The following is a 19,157-nucleotide window of genomic DNA, read 5'->3' as shown; positions in this document are numbered from 1 at the left end:
TCCGTCCATCGGTGTCAAAACATTCCAGCCTCCCACGAGCCGGATGCCCACAAGGCGGCCGGCACGGTATGACCAAGGAGATATCTCGATGATCCCCGTTTCGCGCAAGCGCCCGCTTGCAATCGTCTCCCTGCTCGCGGCAGCCTTGCTCGCCGCCTGCGGTGGGGGCTCGGACTCGCCAGCCCCCAGCGCCTCGGCGCAATCCGGCACGGCGCTCATGGCCGACGTCCAGTCCCAGGCTGCCGCGACCGGCGAGGTCACCAGCCAGCCGGTGGACAGCGACCGTGGCACCCGGCGCGGCAACGCGGCCCCGGCCACCAACAGGGCGTACATCGTGCAGATGGACGAACTGCCGGCCTCGGCCTACGACGGGCGCACGCCCGGCCTGAAGGCGACCAAGCCTTCCAAGGGCCAGAAGCTCGACTCCGAGTCGCCGGCCGTCGCGAACTACATCGCGCACCTGGCCAGCAAGCACGACGCCGCGCTGCAGAAGGTGGGCAATGCCCGCAAGCTGTATAGCTATGGCTACGTCTTCAACGGCTTCGCCGCCGAACTGACGGATGCGCAGGCGCAGAAGCTCGCCGCAACCAAGGGCGTCGTCTCCGTGACCAAGGACGAACTGCGCCAGATGGACACCGCGTCCACCCCCAGCTTCCTGGGCCTGGCGGGCTCCACCGGTTTCTGGGCCAAGACGGGCGCCACCGGCGAAGGCGTGGTGATCGGCATGGTCGACTCCGGCATCTGGCCGGAATCGGAAAGCTTCAGCGACCGCACCGGCACCAACGGCAACGAGACGCAGGATGGCAAGCTCTCCTACCAGAACATCCCGGGCTGGAAGGGCAAGTGCATCAACGGCGACCAGTTCAACAACAGCATGTGCAATCAGAAGCTGATTGGCGCCCGCTACTACAACTCCGGCTTCGGCGGCAACGCCGGCGTGATGGAGCGCTGGGGACCCACCGGCGAATTCAATTCGCCGCGTGACTGGGGCGGCCACGGCACGCACACCGCCAGCACCGCCGGCGGCAACAGCGGCGTCACCGTCACCGGTCCGGCCGCGCCCTTCGGCAAGATCAGCGGCATGGCTCCGCGCGCCCGCATCTCCGTCTACAAGGTGTGCTGGTCCGAAACCGCCCTTGGCGGCGGCTGCTTCGGCTCCGACAGCGTGGCCGCCATCGAGCAGGCCATCGCCGACGGCGTCGACGTGATCAACTTCTCGATCAGCGGCAGCACCACCAACTTCCGTGACCCGGTGGAAATCGCCTTCATGTATGCGGCCGACGCCGGCGTCTTCGTCGCCACGTCCGCCGGCAACAGCGGCCCCACGGTCAGCACCGTCGCCCACCCCAGCCCCTGGCTGACCACGGTGGCTGCCGGCACCCACAACCGCGCCGCCATCGGCACGGTCACGCTGGGCAACGGCGCGGTCTACACCGGCGCCTCGCTGGCCGCGAACGCCGTCTCCGGCGCGTTCATCGACTCGCAAGCCGCCGCCCTGCCCGGCGCCGACCCGACCGCGGCCCGCCTGTGCTTCTCGACGTCCTGGGCCGGCGCCCCGGTGCTCGACCCCGCCAAGGTGTCCGGCAAGATCGTGCTGTGCGACCGCGGCACCAACGACCGCGTGAACAAGAGCCTGGCGGTGCAGGAAGCCGGCGGCATCGGCATGGTGCTGGTCAACACCAGCCCCAACACGCTGAACGCCGACTACCACGTGGTTCCCACCGTGCACATCGCCGACACCGCGCGCACCGCCGTCAAGGCCTATGCCGCGACGACCGGCGCCACCGCGGCGATCTCCCAGTCCACGCTGGACTTCAGCGCGGCCGCGCCCTTCACCGCTTCGTTCTCCTCGCGTGGCCCGTCCCTGGCCGCCGGTGGCAGCGTGCTGAAGCCGGACATCATCGCCCCCGGCCAGGACATCCTGGCTGCCGTGGCGCCTCCCGGCAACGGTGGCCGCAACTTCGACCTGTACAGCGGCACCTCGATGTCCAGCCCGCACATCGCCGGCATCGCGGCGCTGTTCAAGCAGCTGAACCCCTCGTGGTCGCCCATGGCGATCAAGTCGGCGCTGATGACCACGGCCGGTGACGTGCTGGATGGCCCGAACACCAACCCGCTGGTGATCTTCCGCCAGGGCGCGGGCCACGTGAAGCCGTCCGCGGCGCTCGACCCGGGCCTGGTGTTCGACTCGAACATCGTGGACTGGATCGGCTTCCTGTGCGGCACCCAGCTGCCGGCCTCGTACTGCGCGGCCAACGGCATCCCGGTGGTCGACCCGACCAACATGAACGTCGCCTCGATCGCGCTGGGCGCCCTGCCGGGCACGCAGACGATCACGCGCCGGGTCACCAACGTCAGCAACAGCTCGGCCACCTACACGGCCAGCTACACGGGCATGGCCGGCTTCACCGTCGCCGTCGCCCCGGCCAGCCTGGTGATCGCCCCCGGCCAGACGAAGAACGTCACCGTGACCATCACGCGCACGTCCGCAGCCCTGAACGCCTACGGCGGCGGCCAGCTGACGCTGACCGACGGCACCCACAAGGTGCGCGTGCCGATGGTGGCGCGCCCGGTCGCCCTGGGCGCTCCGGCGGAAGTCACGGGCAGCTACAACGTGACCTTCGGCTACGACGGTGCGTTCAGCGCCACGGCGCGCGGCCTCGTGCCCGCGGTCAAGGCGTCCGGCTCGGTGGCGACCGACGGCACGGCGGACTTCCTGGTCACCGTCCCGGCCGGCATGTCGCACGTGCGCTTCTCGACGTTCGACAGCGATGTCAGCCAGGCGAGCGACATCGACATGGAGGTCTACAACTCCGCCGGCACCTTGGTCGGCTCCAGCGGCGGCTCCACCGCGCAGGAAGAAGTCAACATCCGCAACCCGGCGGCCGACACCTACCGCGTTCGCGTGGTGGGCTTCGCGGTGCCCTCGGGCGCGGCGAGCTTCAACCTGTACAGCTGGGTGCTGGGCACGGCTGCCGCGGGCAACATGACCGTGAGCGCGCCGGCAACGGCGGTCACCGGCCAGACGGGCGCGATCACGATCACGACCAACAGCCTCGCGGCCGGTACGAAGTACATGGGCTCCGTGGTCTACGGCGGCGCCACCGGCCTGCCGAACCCGACGATCGTCCGCGTCGATCCCTGATCGAACGCAGGGCCGCGCAAGCGGCCTTCCAAGGAACAAACGGGGCCCATGGGCCCCGTTTTTCTTTGGCTGCGGGGATGCCACCGACTGCTCGACGTCGCAGCGGGCAGTGCGCGGTGCAGGCCCGCATGAAGGGGCAGTCGCCTGACCTGCGGGGTCCCCGGAAAAAAGCTCTGGCTTTTTTTCGGGGGGGCAGGTGGCCGGTCCCGCCGGCGGAGCACGGCTACGAGAGCGTCAGCGAATCGAGCCGCGCGTATGTTTCATGCTGACGAGGCACCTGTTTGAGTGGAGTTTTTGGCCGCGCAGCGGACAAAAACTCAACGAGTTGTGCCTCGCTACGCCGGCGGGACCGGCCTTTCAGGGGAGTCGGCGCGCGAAGCCGCCGACCGACGCCCCAGCGGGCCTGCACCGCGCACTGCCCGCTGCGACGCCCCTGGAAGACACCCTGACCCCGACCAGTGCTTCAGTTCCGCCCGCCCGGCGCGGGCTCCTGCGACTGCCCCGGCGCGCACAGCTGCACGTTGCCGCGCTCGCTCGCGTGGTAGTCCCACACTTCCTTGCCGACGCGCAGCTTCACCCGGTACCCGGGTACTTGTGCCTGGGGATAGAGCATGCCCTTGCGCGGGCAGCCGAGGCCGCCGTCGGGCCAGGTGACGGCTTCGGCGCTCACCACCTGCAGTTGCCTGGCAGCCAGCCCGGAGCGCTTGGCGGCATCGCTGCGCGCAGCTTCGATCACGGACGCGGGCGCGCCCATCGCGGCCGGTGGCAGGCCGGTGCCGGCCGGCGCCACGGCGCAGGCAGGAAGAAAAATGGCCACGATCAAGGGTCTGATCATGGCCACCATTATGTTGCGGCGTGCCGCGGGCCGGAGCCCGCGCACGCCCCGCTTTACTTCTTCTCGCCGCCCGGCACCTTGCCTTCGACGCCCTTGACGTAGAAGTTCACGCCGCCCAGGAACTTGTCGTCGCCGACGGCGTCCTTGGCCAGCACTTCCTTGCCGGTGTTGTCGGCGATCGGGCCCTTCCAGATCTGCAGCGTGCCGTCCTTCAGGCCGGCCTTCACTTCGTCGAGCTTCTTCTTGGCGGCGTCCGGCACGTCGGCGGCCACGGAGACGAAGTCGATGGCGCCTTCCTTCACGCCCCACCAGCTCTGGCCGGTGGCCCACTTGTTCTCCAGCACGTCACGCACGGCCTTGATGTAGTACGGGGCCCAGTTGATGACGGCCGAACCCAGGTGGGCCTTGGGACCGTAGCTGCTCATGTCGCTGTCCCAGCCGAAGGCGCGCTTGCCCATCTTCTCGGCGGTCTGCAGCACGGCCGACGAGTCGGTGTTCTGCATCAGCACGTCGGCGCCGCCGTTGATCAGCGCGGTGGCCGCTTCAGTTTCCTTCGGCGGATTGAACCAGTCGCCGACCCACACGACCTTGGTCTTGACCTTCGGGTTGACCGATTGCGCGCCCAGCGTGAAGCTGTTGATGTTGCGCACCACTTCCGGGATCGGGATCGAGCCGACCACGCCCAGCGTGTTGGTCTTGGTCATGCTGCCGGCAATGACGCCGGCCATGTACGCGCCTTCGTAGGTGCGGCTGTCGTAGGTGCGCAGGTTGTCGGCGGTCTTGTAGCCGGTGGCGTGCTCGAACTTCACGTCCTTGCTGTCGGCGGCGACCTTCAGCATCGGCTCCATGTAGCCGAAGGTGGTGCCGAAGACCAGCTTGTTGCCCTGGCTCACCATGTCGCGCATCACGCGCTCGGCGTCGGCCGACTCGGGCACCTTCTCGACGAAGCTGGTCTCGACCTTGTCGCCGAACTCCTTCTCCACCGCCTTGCGGCCGTTGTCGTGGGCGAAGGTCCAGCCGCCGTCGCCGACCGGGCCGACGTAGGCCCAGGCGATCTTCAGCTTGGGCGCGGCCGGGGCCGGCGCGGGCGCGGCGGCCGCCGGGGCGGGGGCCGGGGCGGGCGCCGGCGGCTCCGTCTTGCTGCAGGCCGCCAGGCCGGCAACGGCCGCCGCGAGGGCTGCAACTTGGAGCAGGTTACGTTTCTTCAGGTCGGTCATTGCCAATTCCTTCTTCGGAGGGCGTTTGGGTGAAAAGCAGGATTATGTTCCGGGATAGAACGGCTTTCCAAGGGAGGCCGGCATGTTGATCCGGATCCACGCCGGGTTGCGCGAGATCAGGGCCAGCACCACGATGGTCGCCACGTAGGGAAGCATGTTCAGGAACTCGCTCGGGACTTCGACGCCGATGCCCTGCAGGTGAAACTGCAGCATCGTCACGCCGCCGAACAGGTAGGCGCCAAGCAACACCCGTGCCGGGCGCCAGGTGGCGAAGGTGGTCAGCGCCAGCGCGATCCAGCCCTTGCCGGCCACCATGCCTTCGACCCACAGCGGCGTGTAGATGATGGAGATGTAGGCGCCGGCCAGGCCGCACAGCGCGCCGCCGGCGACCACCGCCGCGAGGCGGATGCGTCGCACCGGGTAGCCCAGCGCATGCGCCGACTCGGGCGACTCGCCGACCGAACGCAGCACGAGGCCGGTGCGCGAGCGGTACAGGAACCACACCAGCCAGGCGACCAGGGCGATCGCCAGGTAGACCATCGGGTGCTGGCGGAACAGCGCCGGCCCCAGCACCGGGATGTCGCCCAGCAGCGGGATCGAGAAGTGCGGCCGCTCCGGCAGCTTCTCCTGCACGTACTTGATGCCCGCGAACGCCGAGAAGCCCGCGCCGAAGAGGCTCAGCGCGAGCCCCGTGGCGTACTGGTTGGTGTTCAGCCAGATCACCAGCAGGCCGAAGATCGCCGCCAGCAAGGCGCCGGCGCCGGCGCCGGCCGCGAAGCCGATCCAGTCGTTGCCGCTGCCCACCACCGCGGCGAAGCCCGCGATCGCCGAGCACAGCATCATGCCTTCGGCGCCGAGGTTGACGATGCCGGCCTTCTCGTTGATCAACAGGCCAAGCGCCGCGAGGGCGAGCACCGTGCCCGCATTGAGCATGGAGGCAAACAGGAGTGCGTAGCTGTCCATGTCAGGCGCCTTTCACGGCCGGCGTCGCGCCGGGAAGGAAGCGGATGCGGTAGGCCATCAGCGTGTCGCAGGCCAGCAGCGTGAACAGCAGCAGGCCCTGGAACACGCCGGTCAGCGACTTGGGCAGGCCCAGGCGTGACTGCGCCAGCTCGCCGCCGATGTAGAACATGCTCATGAGGATGGCGGAGAACACCATGCCCACCGGGTGCAGGCGGCCGACGAAGGCCACGATGATGGCGGCAAAGCCGTAGCCGGCGGGGACGTAAGGCGTGAGCTGGCCGATGGGGCCGGCGACCTCCAGCGCGCCCGCGAGGCCCGCCGCACCACCGGAGATCAGCAGCGCCGTCCACAGCGCCTTGCGCGAGGAGAAGCCCGCATAGCGCGCCGCCGCCGGGGCGAGGCCGCCGACCTGCTGCGCGAAGCCGGCGCGGGTGCGGAACAGGAAGATCCACAGCGCCACCACGCCGCCCAACGCGAGGAAGATGCCGATGTTCACGCGCGAGCCCGCCATCAGCTTGGGGATCTGCGTCACCGCCTCGAAGGTCTTGGTCTGCGGGAAGTTGTAGCCGGCCGGGTCCTTCCAGGGCCCGAACACGAGATAGTTCAGGAGCAACGTGGCCACGTAGACCAGCATCAGGCTGACCAGGATCTCGTTGGCGTTGAACTTGTCGCGCAGCAGGCCGGTGATCGCGGCCCAGGCCATGCCGCCCAGCACGCCCGCCAGCAGGATCGCAACGACGATCAGCCGGCTCGTGTCCTTGCCGGCCAGCAGCGCGACGCCGCCGGCCACCACCGCGCCAATCACGAACTGGCCTTCGGCGCCGATGTTCCAGACGTTGGAGCGGAAGCACACGGCCAGGCCCAGCGCGATGATCAGGAGCGGCGTGGCCTTCACCATCAGTTCGCCGATGCGGTAGCCGGTGGAGATCGGCTCCCAGAAGAACACCTGCAGCCCGCGCATCGGGTCCTTGCCCAGCGCCGCGAACAGCAGCACGCCCAGCACCACCGTGATCGCCAGCGCCAGCAGTGGCGAGGCCATGCTCCAGAACCTGGAGGCTTCGGGACGGGGTTCGAGCTTAAACATGGCCTTGGCCTTCCTGGTTGTCTTCACGCCGCGGCGTTGCCGGCGGCCCTTCACGCAAGGTCTTCACCACCCACAAGCCGCTCATCCACTCGCCGATCTGCGTGACCGTCGCCTTCGCGCGGTCGACGCTCGGCGAGAGCCTGCCTTTCGCGATCACGTGCAGCCGGTCGCACACCTCGAACAGCTCTTCCAGTTCCTCGCTCACCACCAGCACGGCGCAGCCTTCGTCGCGCAAGGCCAGGATCTCGCCGCGGATCTGCGCGGCCGCGCCGACGTCGACGCCCCAGGTCGGCTGCGACACGATCAGCAGCTTCGGCCTCGCGTCGATCTCGCGGCCGACGATGAACTTCTGCAGGTTGCCGCCGGACAGCGAGCGCGCCGCGGCATCGGGCCCGCCGGCCTTGACGTTGAAGCGCCGGATGATGTCGGCCGCCTGCGCCTTCAACGCGCCGACGTCGATCCAGCCGCTCTTGCCGATCGCTTCGGTGCGCGTCAGCAGCAGGTTGTGCGCGAGTCCCAGCGAAGGCACGGCGCCGCGGCCGAGACGCTCCTCCGGAACGAAATGCAAGCCCAGGCGGCGCCGGCGCGCCGGCCCGAAGCGCCCGACGGCCTGGCCGCCGACCTGGATGGACTCCGGCGCCGCGCGCCGGTCTTCACCCGACAGCGCGTACAGCAGTTCGCGCTGCCCGTTGCCCGAGACGCCGGCGATGCCGACCACTTCGCCGGAACGCACCTGCAGCGTGATGCCGTCGAGGTCGACGCCGAACTGGTCTTCGCGCGCCAGGGTCAGGCCATTCACGCCCAGCACCACCTCGCCGGGCTGGCGCTCGTGGTGTTCCAGCGCCGGCGGCTCGGCGCCGATCATCAGGCGCGACAGCGAGGCGTTGCTCTCGCGGCGCGGATCGGTCACGCCGGTCACCTTGCCCGCGCGCATCACGGTGCAGGCGTTGCACAGCTCGCGGATCTCGTGCAGCTTGTGGCTGATGTAGAGGATGCTGCAGCCTTCCGAGGCCAGCTGCTTCAGCACCACGAACAGTTTCTCGACGGCCTGCGGCGTCAGCACCGAGGTGGGTTCGTCGAGGATCAGCAGCTTGGGGTTGGTGAGCAGCGCGCGGATGATCTCCACCCGCTGCATCTCGCCCACCGACAGCGTGTGCACCGGCCGCGACGGGTCGACGTCCAGCCCGTACTCGCGCGCCTTGGCGCTGATGCTGTGCGTCACCTGGTTCAGCGTCAGGCTCTTGTCCAGGCCGAGCCAGACGTTCTCGGCCACCGTCAGCGTGTCGAACAGGCTGAAGTGCTGGAACACCATGCTGATGCCCAGCGCCCGCGCCTCCTGCGGGTTGCGGATGTGGACCGGCTGGCCGTTGAAGAGCACGCTGCCTTCGTCGGGCTTGACGGCGCCGTAGATGATCTTCATCAGCGTCGATTTGCCGGCGCCGTTCTCGCCCAGCACGGCGTGCGTCTCGCCGGGCTGGACGGTCAGCGACACGTCACTGTTGGCCACCACGGAGGGGTAGCGCTTGGTGATGTGCGCGAGCTGGAGTCGCGGGATGCTCACTCGATTTGTCTCCTGAGGTTGTCATCCCGGGCCGGGCCCGGGATCCATGCCCTTTTCATTGCAGCGCGGCGGCGACCTGCTTCACCCGCTCGCGCAGCCAGCGTCCTGCCGCGGACGCATGCGTCCGCTCGTGCCACAGCTGGTAGTAGACGAGTTGCGGAAATTCGACCGGGCAAGGCAGCACCTGCACCGGCAGGCGTTCCGTGAACCGTTCGCAGAATTGCCGGCCGGTGGTCAGCACGAGCAAGCTCGATGCCACCATGCGTGGGATCAGCCCGAAATGCGGGCAGCGGGCCGTGATGTTGCGATGCAGTCCCTGCGACTCCAGGTATTCGTCGATCACGCCGCGCGCACCCGGGTGGGTCGGCGTGGGCGCGATGTGCTCGGCCTCCAGCCAGTCCTCGCGCGACCAGCCGCGCTTGGCCGCCGGGTGGTCCTTGCCGACGAGGCAGACGATCTCGTCGGCGAACAGCTTGCCGAGGTGCAGTTCCTCGGGCGGCTTCAGCCAGTTGCCGATCACGACGTCGACCTCGCCCTGCGCCAGCTGCGTGTGGTAATCCGAAGCCGCCGACAGCGGATGGATCTCGATGTGGCACAGCGGCGCCTGCGCCTTGATCTGCGCCACCAGCTGCGGCAGGAACAGCGGGTCGAGATAGTCGGCCGCGGCGACGCGGAAGGTGTTGGCGGCGGTCTGCGGCTCGAAGCCGCGTGCCGCGGAGAACAGCGTCTCGGCGGCACGAAGGATGCTTGCGCTGGGCTCGATCATGCGCAGGCCGGCGTCGGTGGGCACCATGCCGGAGCCCGAGCGCACCAGGAGGGGGTCGCCTGCCAGTTCCCGCAGCCGCTTCAGCGAGGCCGACACCGCCGGCTGGTACATGCCCAGCCGGAGAGCTGCCTTCGATACGCTGCGTTCGGTCAACACGGTATGCAAGACCCTGATCAAGTGGAGGTCTATCTTGTCGAAAAGCGCCTGGTCTCTCATACCTTTGCATGCATCCGTTTCATATGGCCGCCCATATGCGTAGCACCGGGGTCTGAACCTACCCTCGTGGCATCCCCTGGAAATTGACCCATACTGGATTGCATGGACATGGAACCGAAGAAGATCCGATTCGTTCGACGGGGCGAGCTCGTCAGCTTGGAAAATGTACCACCCGAGCGCACGCTGCTGGAGCTGCTGCGCGAAGACCTGGGCTGCACCGGCACCAAGGAAGGCTGCGGCGAAGGCGACTGCGGCGCCTGCACGGTGGTACTGGGCGAGGAACGCGAAGGCCGGCTCGCGTACAAGGCCATCAACAGCTGCATCCGCCTCGCCCACTCCGTCGACGGCCTGGCGGTCTGGACGGTGGAAGACATCGCCGCCGCGGACGGCACGCTGCACCCGGCCCAGGAGGCCATGGTGCAGTGCCACGGATCGCAATGCGGCTTCTGCACGCCCGGCTTCGTGATGAGCCTGTTCGGCATGTACCAGAACCACACCTGCCAGGGCGAGGCGATCTCCCGCGCGCTGGCGCAGGAAGAGCTGTCGGGCAACCTGTGCCGCTGCACCGGCTACCGGCCCATCCTCGATGCGGCGCAGCAGATGGCGGAACTGCCGGCTATGCGGGTGGACGAGGCAGCGGTGCTGGCGCAGCTTGCGGCATTGCGTGACGAAGCGCCTTCGTCGACCTACCTGCTCCCCAAGTCCTTGCCCGAATTGCTGGCGCTGCGGGCGCAGCATCCGCAGGCGCAGGTGGTGGCCGGCTGCACCGACGTCGGCCTGTGGGTCACCAAGATGCACATGCAGTTTCCCCAGGTGCTGGACGTGACCCGCGTGGAGGAACTGCGACGCATCGAGCCCTACGAGAACCACATCGCGATCGGCGCCGCGGCAACCTTGACCGAAGCCTTCGAGGCGCTGGTCGAACAGCGGCCCCAGCTCAAGACCTTCGCCAACCGCTTCGCCGGCCTGCCGGTGCGCAACTCGGGCACGTTGGGCGGCAACGTCGCCAACGGCTCGCCCATCGGCGACTCGATGCCGCTGCTGATCGCGCTGGGCGCGCACGTCGTGCTGATGTCCGCGCGCGGACACCGCGACCTGCCGCTGGAATCCTTCTACACGGGTTACCGCAAGAACGTGCTGGCGCCCGATGAAGTGGTGGCCTGGATCAAGGTGCCCCGGCCCACGGCGGGCGAGACGCTGCGTGCCTACAAGATCTCCAAGCGCTACGACGACGACATCTCGGCGGTGTGCCTGGTGGTCAACGCTACCATCGAAAACGGCGTGGTCGCGCAAGTGCGGATAGGCGCCGGCGGCGTGGCTGCCACGCCCGCCCGCGCCTTGCAGGCCGAAGCGGCGCTGCGTGGGCAGGCCTGGACGCTGGAAGCGGCGCAGCGCGCCACGGCCGCCTTGCGCGCCGAGTTCCAGCCGATCAGCGACATGCGCGCATCTTCGGCCTACCGGGCCGAGGTGCTCGGCAACCTCATGCAGCGCTTCTGGCTGGAAAGCCAGGGCCTGCGGCAGATCAACCTCGAGAGCTTCCGGCTGGAGGAAGCAGTGACATGAACGCCCCCGAGAAATTCCTGGCCCGGACGGCCGCGCGGCCGGCCACCGGCCAGTCGCACCCTCACGAGAGCGCCCGCGCCCAGGTGGCGGGTGGCGCCACCTACATCGACGACATCCCGGAGGTGAAAGGCACGCTGCATGCCGCGCCCATCCTCTCCAACGTCGCGCGCGGCAAGCTGCGCGGCGTCGATGCGAGCGCAGCACTGACGATGCCCGGCGTGAAGGACGTCGTGCTCGCGGCCGACATCCCCGGCGACCCCATCCTCGCGACCTTCGTCCACGACGAGCCGATCTTTGCCCGCGACACGGTGGAATTCATCGGCCAGGTGGTCGGCGTGGTGGTGGCCGAGACGGTGATGCAGGCGCGGCGCGCGGCACGCAAGGTCAAGCTGGACATCGAAGCACTGCCGGCGATCGTCGACGTGCGCAAAGCCTTGCAGGCGCAAAGCTTCGTGCTGCCGCCGGTGACCGTGCGACGCGGCGAGCCCGAGCAGGGAATCGCGCGGGCCCCGCACCGGCTGAGCGGCTCGCTCGAAGTGGGCGGCCAGGAGCACTTCTACCTGGAAGGCCAGGTCGGCTACGCGCTGCCGCTGGAGCAGGACCAGTGGTGGATCTATTCCAGCACGCAGCACCCGGGCGAGATCCAGCACTGGGTCGCGCATGCGCTGGGCCTGGAGAACCATGCAGTGATCGTCGAGTGCCGGCGCATGGGCGGCGGCTTCGGCGGCAAGGAAACGCAGTCGGGCCATATCGCCGTGTGGGCCGCGCTGGCGGCGCGCAAGACCAAGCGGCCGGTGAAGCTGCGGCTGGACCGCGACGACGACTTCATGGTCACCGGCAAGCGCCATCCCTTTGCCTACGACTGGGACGTCGGCTTCGACGACAGCGGCCGCATCACCGGGCTGCAGCTGAAGCTGCTGGCCAACTGCGGCTGGAGCGCGGACCTGAGCGGCCCGGTGGCGGACCGCGCGGTCTTCCACGCCGACAACGCCTACTTCCTCTCCGACGTCGAGATCGTCTCCTACCGCTGCAAGACCAACGTGCAGAGCCACACGGCCTTCCGTGGTTTCGGCGGTCCGCAGGGCATGATCGCGATCGAGGCGATCCTGGGCGACATCGCGCGCGCGCTGGGGCTCGACCCGCTCGACGTGCGCCGCGCCAACCTGTACGGCGTCGAGGACCGCAACGTCACGCACTACCAGATGCAGGTGGAGGACAACATCCTGCATCCGCTGCTGGAGCGGCTGGAAGAGTCCTCGTCGTACCGCGCGCGGCGTGCCGCCATCGCGCAGTGGAACGCGAAGAGCCCCGTCATCAAGCGCGGTCTGGCGCTGACGCCGGTGAAGTTCGGCATTTCCTTCACCGCCACCTTCTTCAACCAGGCCGGCGCGCTGGTGCACTGCTACACCGACGGCAGCGTGCAGGTGAACCACGGCGGCACGGAGATGGGCCAGGGCCTGCACACCAAGATCTGCCAGATCGTCGCCGACGAACTGGGCATCCCGTTCGAGCGCGTGCGCATCACCGCGACCGACACCAGCAAGATCCCCAATGCGAGCGCCACGGCGGCATCGAGCGGCACCGACCTCAACGGCCGCGCCGCACAGTTCGCCGCGCGGGAGATCCGCGAGCGCCTGGCCGCCTACGTGGCGGACAAGCAGGACTGCCGGCCCGAGCAGGTGATCTTCGCCCACGGCCAGGTGAGCGGGCCGCAGGCCGTGATGACCTGGGAGCAATTGCTCGACGACGCCTACCACTCGCGCGTGCAGCTGTGGAGCGACGGCTTCTACAAGACGCCCAAGATCCACTACGACAAGCACACGCTGACGGGGCGGCCGTTCTACTACTTCTCGTACGGCGCCGCCTGTACGGAGGTGGCCATCGACACGCTGACCGGCGAGAGCCGCGTGCTGAAGGTGGACATCCTGCACGACGTCGGCACCTCCATCAATCCGGCCATCGACATCGGCCAGATCGAAGGCGGCTTCATCCAGGGCATGGGCTGGCTCACGACCGAGCAGCTGGTGTGGAACGACAAGGGCTACCTCGCAACGCACGCACCCAGCACCTACAAGATCCCGGCGACGGGCGACGTGCCGGAGCACTTCCAGGTGGAGCTCTGGCCGGAGGCCAACCGAGAAGACAACGTCGGCGGCAGCAAGGCCGTCGGCGAGCCGCCCTTCATGCTGGCGATCAGCGTGTGGGAAGCGCTGCGCGATGCGGCGGCGCAGGCCAAGGGCAAGGCCGTGCGGATGGACGCGCCGGCGACGGCGGAGAACGTGCTGCGCGCGCTGAAGTGATTGGCGACAATGGCGGCGTGATCTCCGAAGGCTCGCCCGCCCTGCTCCACGCGCGCTCCCGCTTTGCCGAACTCGGCCTTCAGCTGGCCGCTGGCGGGTTGGTATTTCGCGCGCCGCCGCCCGAACCCGACACCTGCTGCGGCAAGGGCTGCAACGGCTGCGTGTGGGAAAGCTGGTTCGCCGCGGCTGACTACTGGTGCGAGCAAGCCGCGGCGCTGCTGCCATCCGTCCCCTGAGGGAGCCCTTCGGGCGCGGCGCCGGGGCCCGCCGGTAGCGCTTTCCTATACTGGACCCAGCGAGCCGCGGCACAGCGGCCGGCCGCGGCCACAGTCGCCGCACGGCAATCCTGCGAGGGGGTTTGGCATGGTCATCTGGGGCGCGATCTGGGGAGCGGTGCTGGGCCTTCTGTGGCGCGGCTACGGCGATTCCGAATTCCAAATGGTCCTGGGAGCGATCCTGGGCGCGGCTGCCGGCTGGAGCTTGCGCTCCGCGGTGCGGCGCGAAGTCGCGCGCACGCAGGCCGGGCCGGCACAGGCCATCGTGCCGGCGCCCACCGTTGCGGCCGCAACCGCCGCGGCGCCGACCGCGGTTGCGCCTGTCCCGGCTCCCGTCGTCGCCGCGCCAACCACGGTGGTTGCCGAAGCGCCGGCACCGCGTCCCCGCGCCCCGGTGAAGCCCGCCGAGCCCGACTTCGTCACCCGCCTCTTCTGGCGGGCGCGCGACTGGCTGTTCGGCGGCAACACGGTGGTGCGCATGGGTGTGCTGGTGCTGTTCGTCGGGCTCGCCTTCCTGGCCAAGTACGCGGTCGAAAACGCGCTGCTGCCGCCGCAGCTGCGGCTGGCCGCGATCGGGGCCGCCGGCATCGCCCTCTTCGTCTTCGGGCTGCGCGCCGGCAGCAAGGCACCGGCCAAGCGCGGCTTCGCGCTCACCTTGCAAGGCGCTGGCGTGGCGGTGCTGTACCTCACCGTCTTCGCCGCCTTCCGCCTCTACCAGTACCTGCCGCCCGCCGCGGCCTTCGGCGCGCTCGGCCTCGTGTGCCTGTTCTCCACGATCATCGCGCTGGCGCAGAACGCGCTGCCGCTCGCCTTCATCGGCTTCGCCGGCGGCTTCGCGGCGCCGCTGCTGGTCTCCACCGGCCAGGGCAGCCATGTCGGCCTCTTCGGCTACTACCTGCTGCTGGGCGTGGCGATTGCCGCCATCGCCTGGGTGAAGGCCTGGCGCGCGCTCAACCTGCTCGGATTCTTCGCCACCTTCGGCGTAGCGACGCTGTGGGGCGTGCTGAAGTACAGCCCCGCCGACCTGGAAAGCACCGAGCCCTTCCTGGTCGCCTTCTTCCTGCTGTACCTGCTGGCCGCGCTGTTCTATGCGCTGCGCCACGGCGACGGCGCACGCAAGGCGATCGATGCGACGCTGTTGTTCGGCAACCCGGTGGTGGCTTTCGGTCTGCAGGCCGGTCTCCTGCGCGACGTGCCTTATGCGACCGCCTTTTCCTCGCTGGCGCTGGGCGCGCTGTACCTGGTGCTGGGCTGGTGGCTGGTGCGGCGCCAGGCGGGCGATCGCACGGTGAACCAGTGGCTGGCCGAGTGCTTCGCTGCCCTGGCGCTGGGTTTCGTCACGCTGGCCGTGCCGCTCGCGCTCGATGGCCGCTGGACCTCCGCCGTCTGGGCGGTGGAAGGCGCCGCGGTCTACTGGATGGGCCGCCGCCAGGGCCGCTGGCTGGCCCGCGCCGCCGGCCTGGCGCTGCAGGGCCTGGCGGCATTGCTGTATCTCGAAGGCAGCTCGCACGCGCAACTGGGCCAGTGGCCGTTGGCGAACCCGGCATTCCTCGGCGCCACCATGCTGGCCGCCGCGGCGCTGGCCATCGCCTGGTGGTCCCGCACGCCGCGTGCGCCCGAGAACGCGGGCGCGCCGGCCACGGCCTTTGCGGGCCTCGAGAACGCGCTCTCTCCCTGGCTGTTCTGGGCCGGCTTCCTCTGGTGGCAATGGGCACTGAGCGGCGAGATCGGCCGCTTCAGCGTGGACGCCCAGGGCGGCTATGCCACGCTGTTCGATCCGGCACAGCGCCAGCTGCTGCACCTGCTGGCCTGGGCGCTGAGCGCCTTTGCGCTGCACCACCTTGCCCTGCCCAGGCGGGCATCGCCGTGGCCGGTCGCGGCAACACCCGCGTGGACGGTGATGCCGGTGATGCTGATGGCGGCCGTGCTCGGCATGGCCACGCTGGACCACGTCTTCCAGTCCGGCGGCTGGCTGGCCTGGCCCCTGGCGCTGCTGCTGCATTTCACGATGCTGCGCCACCTCGATGGCGGAGCGCCCCAAGCCTGGTGGCCGTGGGTGCATGCGGGCGGCGTCTGGCTGCTGGTGCTGCTGCTCGGGAACGGGCTGGTGTTCGCGATCGGCAAGGCGCAGCTCTGGCAGACGGCGTGGGCGACGGTGATCCTGCTGGTGGCGGCGACCACGGTGATGCTGCTGCTGGGAACGCGGAAGTTGTGGGAAACGGCGAAAGCCGGGGTTGCCACCGCGGCCTACCCGTTGAACCGGTTCGGCGCGGCCTATCTCTGGCGCGCCGCGGCGCCGCTGGCGATCGCGCTGGCGGCCGGGACGGTGCTGGTGGCCGTGCACTCGCGCGGCGATGCAAGGCCGCTGCCTTACCTGCCCTTGCTCAATCCGACCGACCTGGCACTGGCCCTCGCCCTGCTGGCCTGCGCGCGCTGGCTGCTGCGCGTGCGTTCCGGCTACCTGCAGGTGCCGGCCGCCGCGCTGGGCCCGGCGCCCGGCGCCGTGCTGGCGGGGATCGCCTTCATCGCGCTCAACACCGTATGGCTGCGCATGGCGCACCACTACGGCCACGTGGCGTGGGACGCGCACAGCCTGTTCTCGTCCTTCCTCGTGCAGGCGGGCTTCTCGATCCTGTGGACCTTGCTGGCCCTCGTGCTGATGGTGGTCGCCCATCGCCAGGCCCTGCGCACGCCCTGGATGCTGGGCGCCGGCCTGCTGGGGCTGACGGTGCTCAAGCTGTTCGTGATCGACCTGTCGAATCGCGGCGGCTCCGAGCGCATCGTCGTCTTCATCGCGGTCGGCCTGCTGATGCTGGTGGTGGGGTGGTTCGCGCCGCTGCCCCCGGCGCGCGCCTCGCAGTCGCCGGGGGGCGAAGGTTTGCAGGGAGCCGCGACATGAAGGTCACCCTGGTCCTGGCCGCCGCACTGATGGCGCTGCACGCCCACGCCGCCGACCCCGGCGCCGCCGACTTCCAGTGGCGCGCGACGCTGGACACGGGCGGGCGCAGCGGCCTGGTGCGCGCATCGCTGCCGGCCGACGCGCTTGCGCGGCTGCAGTCGCCCAGCGCCGCCGACCTGCGCGTGTTCGATGCCAAGGGCCAGCCCGTGCCCTTCGCGCTGGCCGCCCCTGCGCAGCCGAACGCCGCGGCACGCACCGCGACCGCCGCGTTCCCCGCGCTGCAGCTGCACACCGCCGTGCCCGGCCGCGCCTTGCCGGCCGGCGCCGTGCAGCTGAAGGTGGACAGCAACAGCGCCGGCCAATCGGTCTGGGTGCAGATGGGCGGCACGCCATCTGCCGCCGAAGGCAAGGCGCAGAAGCTGCCGGCCGCGCTGTTCGACACGCGCAAGCTGCAGGACCCGGTCACCGCACTCGTGCTCAAGGCCACTTTGCCGCCCAATGCGCCGGTGCGCATCAGCGCCAGCAGCAGCGCGGACCTCGAGAACTGGACGCCCATCGCGCTGCAAGGCCGCGTCTACCGCTTCGAGGGCGACAACGCGCCGGCCAACGACCGGCTCGAACTGCGCGAGCCGCTGCGCCTGCAGGACCGCTACCTGCGCCTGGAGTGGACGGGCCAGCAAGGCGTGGCCATCGAATCCGTCACCGGCCTGGTGAGCGCAGGGCCCGTGCAGCCCGAACGCCCGGCCATCACGCTGCCTGCGCCGCAGCCGGACGCCGATCTGGCGCTCGAGTGGGGACTGCCTTTCGCCACGCCGGTCGCGCAACTGGAAATCACCACGCCGCGCGCCAACACGCTGCTGCCGCTGCGCATCCTCGGGCGCAACCGGGCCTCCGAACCCTGGCGCTTCCTCGGCAGCGCGGTGGTGTATCGCCTGGGCGAAGCGGGCCAGGAGAGCGTCAACCTGCCGGCCGTGCTGCAGCACCCGTCGGTGCGCATGCTGCGGGTGGAAGCCACGCACGGGACACGGCTGCAAGGCGTGCCGATCGCGGTGCGCGTTCTGTTCGATCCGGTGGACCTGGTATTCGTCGCCGGCGCGGACGGTCCTTACCAGCTGGCCGCGGGACGCGAAGCCACCGCCGCCGCCGCCCTGCCGATCGGCATGCTGGCCGCCACGACCACCAAGCGCCTCGCCGACCTGCCGCTGGCGCAGTTGCGCGACGCCCGCAGCGACCCGGTCGCGGCACCTCCTGCCTGGTTGCCACGCGGCCTCGATGCGCGCTCGGCCGGCCTCTGGGCCGTGCTGCTCGCCGCCGTGCTGGTGCTGGGCGGCGTGGCCTGGTCCCTGCTGCGGCAATTGCGCCGCGGCGAAACCCCGCCGCCGGCCTGATCAACGCGGCCAGCGCTCCTCGCGGAACCAGCGCACCAGGAAGTCGACCAGCAGCCGCACCTTGGGCGTGAGGTGCTTGCGGCTCTGGTAGACGGCGTGGATGCCCAGCGTGAGCGAGCGGTACCTGGGCAGCACTTCCACCAGCTTGCCGCTCGCCAGGTCGGCGCCGACGATGAAGGTCGGCTGCAGGATGATGCCCTGGTGCTGCAAGGCGGCGGCCCGGCAGACGTCGCCGTTGTTGGTGCGCAGCCAGGGATCGGTGCGGACGGCCACGCGGCCTTCGGGTCCGTCGAACTCCCAGGTGTCGCGTTCCGACCAGTAGCTGTACGCCACCACCGCGTGCCGCGCCAGGTCCGAAGGATGCGCGGGCTTGCCGGCGCGCTTGAGGTATGGCGGCGAGGCGCACAGCACCATCCGCGTTGCGGCCAGCTGGCGGCTCACCAGGCTGGAGCTGGGCAGGCGCGCGATGCGGATGGCGACGTCGAAACCTTCCTCGGCGAGGTCGGCCACGCGGTCGGAGAGGTTCACCTCCAGCGCCACCTTGGGATGCTTCTGCCGGAACTGGCCCCACACCGGCGCCAGGTGCTGGATCCCGAAGCTGACCGGCGCGCTCACGCGCAACTGCCCCACCGCTTCGCGGCTGCGGCTGGTCAGCTCCGCTTCCGCCTCCTCGAGCCCGGCCAGGACGTCGCGGCTGCGGGCATAGAAGACCTCGCCTTCGTCGGTGAGCGAGAGCTTGCGGGTGGTCCGATGCAGCAGCCGCACGCCGAGCCGGGCTTCCAGTTCCGCGACGTGGCGGGAGATCGCGGCCTTGGACAGGCTGAGCTGGTCGGCGGCGGCGACGAAGCTGCCGGCATCCACCACTTCGGTGAAGGAGCGCAGTTCGAGGAAGCGGTCCATTGTTCAACCTCGCGAGACAGTGTGTGCCATTGAAGCACGTTTATC

General features: G+C 69.6%; 13 protein-coding genes. 6 read left to right on the top strand and 7 right to left on the bottom strand.

All coding sequences use genetic code 11. The annotated features are described in order from the left end of the window. Window positions 1-88 precede the first annotated feature (88 nt). Entirely contained in the window at window positions 89-3,145 is a 3,057-nt protein-coding gene (locus LZ009_RS04050) for a S8 family peptidase (RefSeq protein ID WP_275696583.1), read from the top strand. Window positions 3,146-3,608: 463 nt separating this feature from the next. Here the strand turns inward: LZ009_RS04050 and LZ009_RS04045 are convergent, their stop codons facing one another. The 6 genes from LZ009_RS04045 to LZ009_RS04020 are packed head-to-tail and all read right to left on the bottom strand — an operon-like array spanning window position 3,609 to window position 9,787. Continuing rightward, window positions 3,609-3,980, bottom strand: a complete 372-nt coding sequence (locus LZ009_RS04045) for a hypothetical protein (RefSeq protein WP_275696582.1) — start codon at window positions 3,978-3,980, stop codon at window positions 3,609-3,611. 53 nt (window positions 3,981-4,033) lie between these two features. Then, the gene (locus LZ009_RS04040; protein ID WP_275696581.1) at window positions 4,034-5,197 is read right to left on the bottom strand and encodes a BMP family ABC transporter substrate-binding protein; all 1,164 of its coding nucleotides are present in this window, start codon (window positions 5,195-5,197) and stop codon (window positions 4,034-4,036) included. Between the two features lie 42 nt (window positions 5,198-5,239). Continuing rightward, complete coding sequence (locus tag LZ009_RS04035; protein WP_275696580.1) at window positions 5,240-6,160, bottom strand: ABC transporter permease; 921 nt, start codon at window positions 6,158-6,160, stop codon at window positions 5,240-5,242. A gap of 1 nt (window position 6,161) precedes the next feature. After that, window positions 6,162-7,244: an ABC transporter permease gene (locus LZ009_RS04030; RefSeq protein ID WP_275696579.1), complete on the bottom strand. Its 1,083-nt coding sequence runs from the start codon at window positions 7,242-7,244 to the stop codon at window positions 6,162-6,164. Continuing rightward, window positions 7,237-8,805 (bottom strand): ABC transporter ATP-binding protein, encoded by a 1,569-nt coding sequence (locus tag LZ009_RS04025; RefSeq protein ID WP_275696578.1) that lies wholly within the window; start codon window positions 8,803-8,805, stop codon window positions 7,237-7,239. The genes LZ009_RS04030 and LZ009_RS04025 overlap by 8 nt, the downstream gene beginning before the upstream one ends. A 55-nt stretch (window positions 8,806-8,860) precedes the next feature. Next, window positions 8,861-9,787, bottom strand: a complete 927-nt coding sequence (locus tag LZ009_RS04020; RefSeq protein ID WP_275696577.1) for a LysR family transcriptional regulator — start codon at window positions 9,785-9,787, stop codon at window positions 8,861-8,863. 102 nt (window positions 9,788-9,889) lie between these two features. Between LZ009_RS04020 and xdhA the strand changes: the two genes are divergently transcribed. From xdhA to LZ009_RS03995, 5 genes are all read left to right on the top strand, one after another. Next, window positions 9,890-11,350, top strand: a complete 1,461-nt coding sequence (gene xdhA, locus LZ009_RS04015; RefSeq protein ID WP_430300186.1) for a xanthine dehydrogenase small subunit — start codon at window positions 9,890-9,892, stop codon at window positions 11,348-11,350. Then, window positions 11,347-13,650 carry a xanthine dehydrogenase molybdopterin binding subunit gene (gene xdhB, locus LZ009_RS04010; RefSeq protein WP_275696576.1) on the top strand — a complete coding sequence of 768 codons (2,304 nt, stop codon included), beginning with the start codon at window positions 11,347-11,349 and terminating at the stop codon, window positions 13,648-13,650. Before xdhA ends, xdhB begins: the two co-directional genes overlap by 4 nt. 17 nt (window positions 13,651-13,667) lie before the next feature. Continuing rightward, a complete protein-coding gene (locus LZ009_RS04005) occupies window positions 13,668-13,886 on the top strand; it encodes an oxidoreductase-like domain-containing protein (protein ID WP_430300185.1) in 219 nt (72 codons plus the stop codon). 127 nt (window positions 13,887-14,013) lie between these two features. Next, a complete protein-coding gene (locus tag LZ009_RS04000; RefSeq protein WP_275696575.1) occupies window positions 14,014-16,824 on the top strand; it encodes a DUF2339 domain-containing protein in 2,811 nt (936 codons plus the stop codon). Further along, entirely contained in the window at window positions 16,821-18,212 is a 1,392-nt protein-coding gene (locus LZ009_RS03995) for a DUF3999 family protein (protein WP_275696574.1), read from the top strand. The genes LZ009_RS04000 and LZ009_RS03995 overlap by 4 nt, the downstream gene beginning before the upstream one ends. Here the strand turns inward: LZ009_RS03995 and LZ009_RS03990 are convergent, their stop codons facing one another. Then, window positions 18,213-19,112 carry a LysR family transcriptional regulator gene (locus LZ009_RS03990; protein WP_275696573.1) on the bottom strand — a complete coding sequence of 300 codons (900 nt, stop codon included), beginning with the start codon at window positions 19,110-19,112 and terminating at the stop codon, window positions 18,213-18,215. Window positions 19,113-19,157: the final 45 nt, after the last annotated feature.

Source organism: Ramlibacter paludis, from assembly GCF_022012305.1.
Lineage (GTDB): Bacteria > Pseudomonadota > Gammaproteobacteria > Burkholderiales > Burkholderiaceae_C > Ramlibacter > Ramlibacter paludis.
Note: the sequence above shows the minus strand (reverse complement) of the source record. Positions and strands in the feature narration are given on the sequence as shown.

Bases quoted from the DNA above. Each gene is read 5' to 3' on its own strand.
- LZ009_RS04040 (WP_275696581.1), bottom strand. From the start codon at position 5,197: ATGACCGACCTGAAGAAACGTAACCTGCTCCAAGTTGCAGCCCTCGCG.
- xdhA (WP_430300186.1), top strand. From the start codon at position 9,890: ATGGACATGGAACCGAAGAAGATCCGATTCGTTCGACGGGGCGAGCTC.
- LZ009_RS04000 (WP_275696575.1), top strand. From the start codon at position 14,014: ATGGTCATCTGGGGCGCGATCTGGGGAGCGGTGCTGGGCCTTCTGTGG.
- LZ009_RS04045 (WP_275696582.1), bottom strand. From the start codon at position 3,980: ATGATCAGACCCTTGATCGTGGCCATTTTTCTTCCTGCCTGCGCCGTG.
- LZ009_RS04030 (WP_275696579.1), bottom strand. From the start codon at position 7,244: ATGTTTAAGCTCGAACCCCGTCCCGAAGCCTCCAGGTTCTGGAGCATG.
- LZ009_RS03995 (WP_275696574.1), top strand. From the start codon at position 16,821: ATGAAGGTCACCCTGGTCCTGGCCGCCGCACTGATGGCGCTGCACGCC.
- LZ009_RS04020 (WP_275696577.1), bottom strand. From the start codon at position 9,787: ATGAGAGACCAGGCGCTTTTCGACAAGATAGACCTCCACTTGATCAGG.
- LZ009_RS04050 (WP_275696583.1), top strand. From the start codon at position 89: ATGATCCCCGTTTCGCGCAAGCGCCCGCTTGCAATCGTCTCCCTGCTC.
- LZ009_RS04035 (WP_275696580.1), bottom strand. From the start codon at position 6,160: ATGGACAGCTACGCACTCCTGTTTGCCTCCATGCTCAATGCGGGCACG.
- xdhB (WP_275696576.1), top strand. From the start codon at position 11,347: ATGAACGCCCCCGAGAAATTCCTGGCCCGGACGGCCGCGCGGCCGGCC.
- LZ009_RS03990 (WP_275696573.1), bottom strand. From the start codon at position 19,112: ATGGACCGCTTCCTCGAACTGCGCTCCTTCACCGAAGTGGTGGATGCC.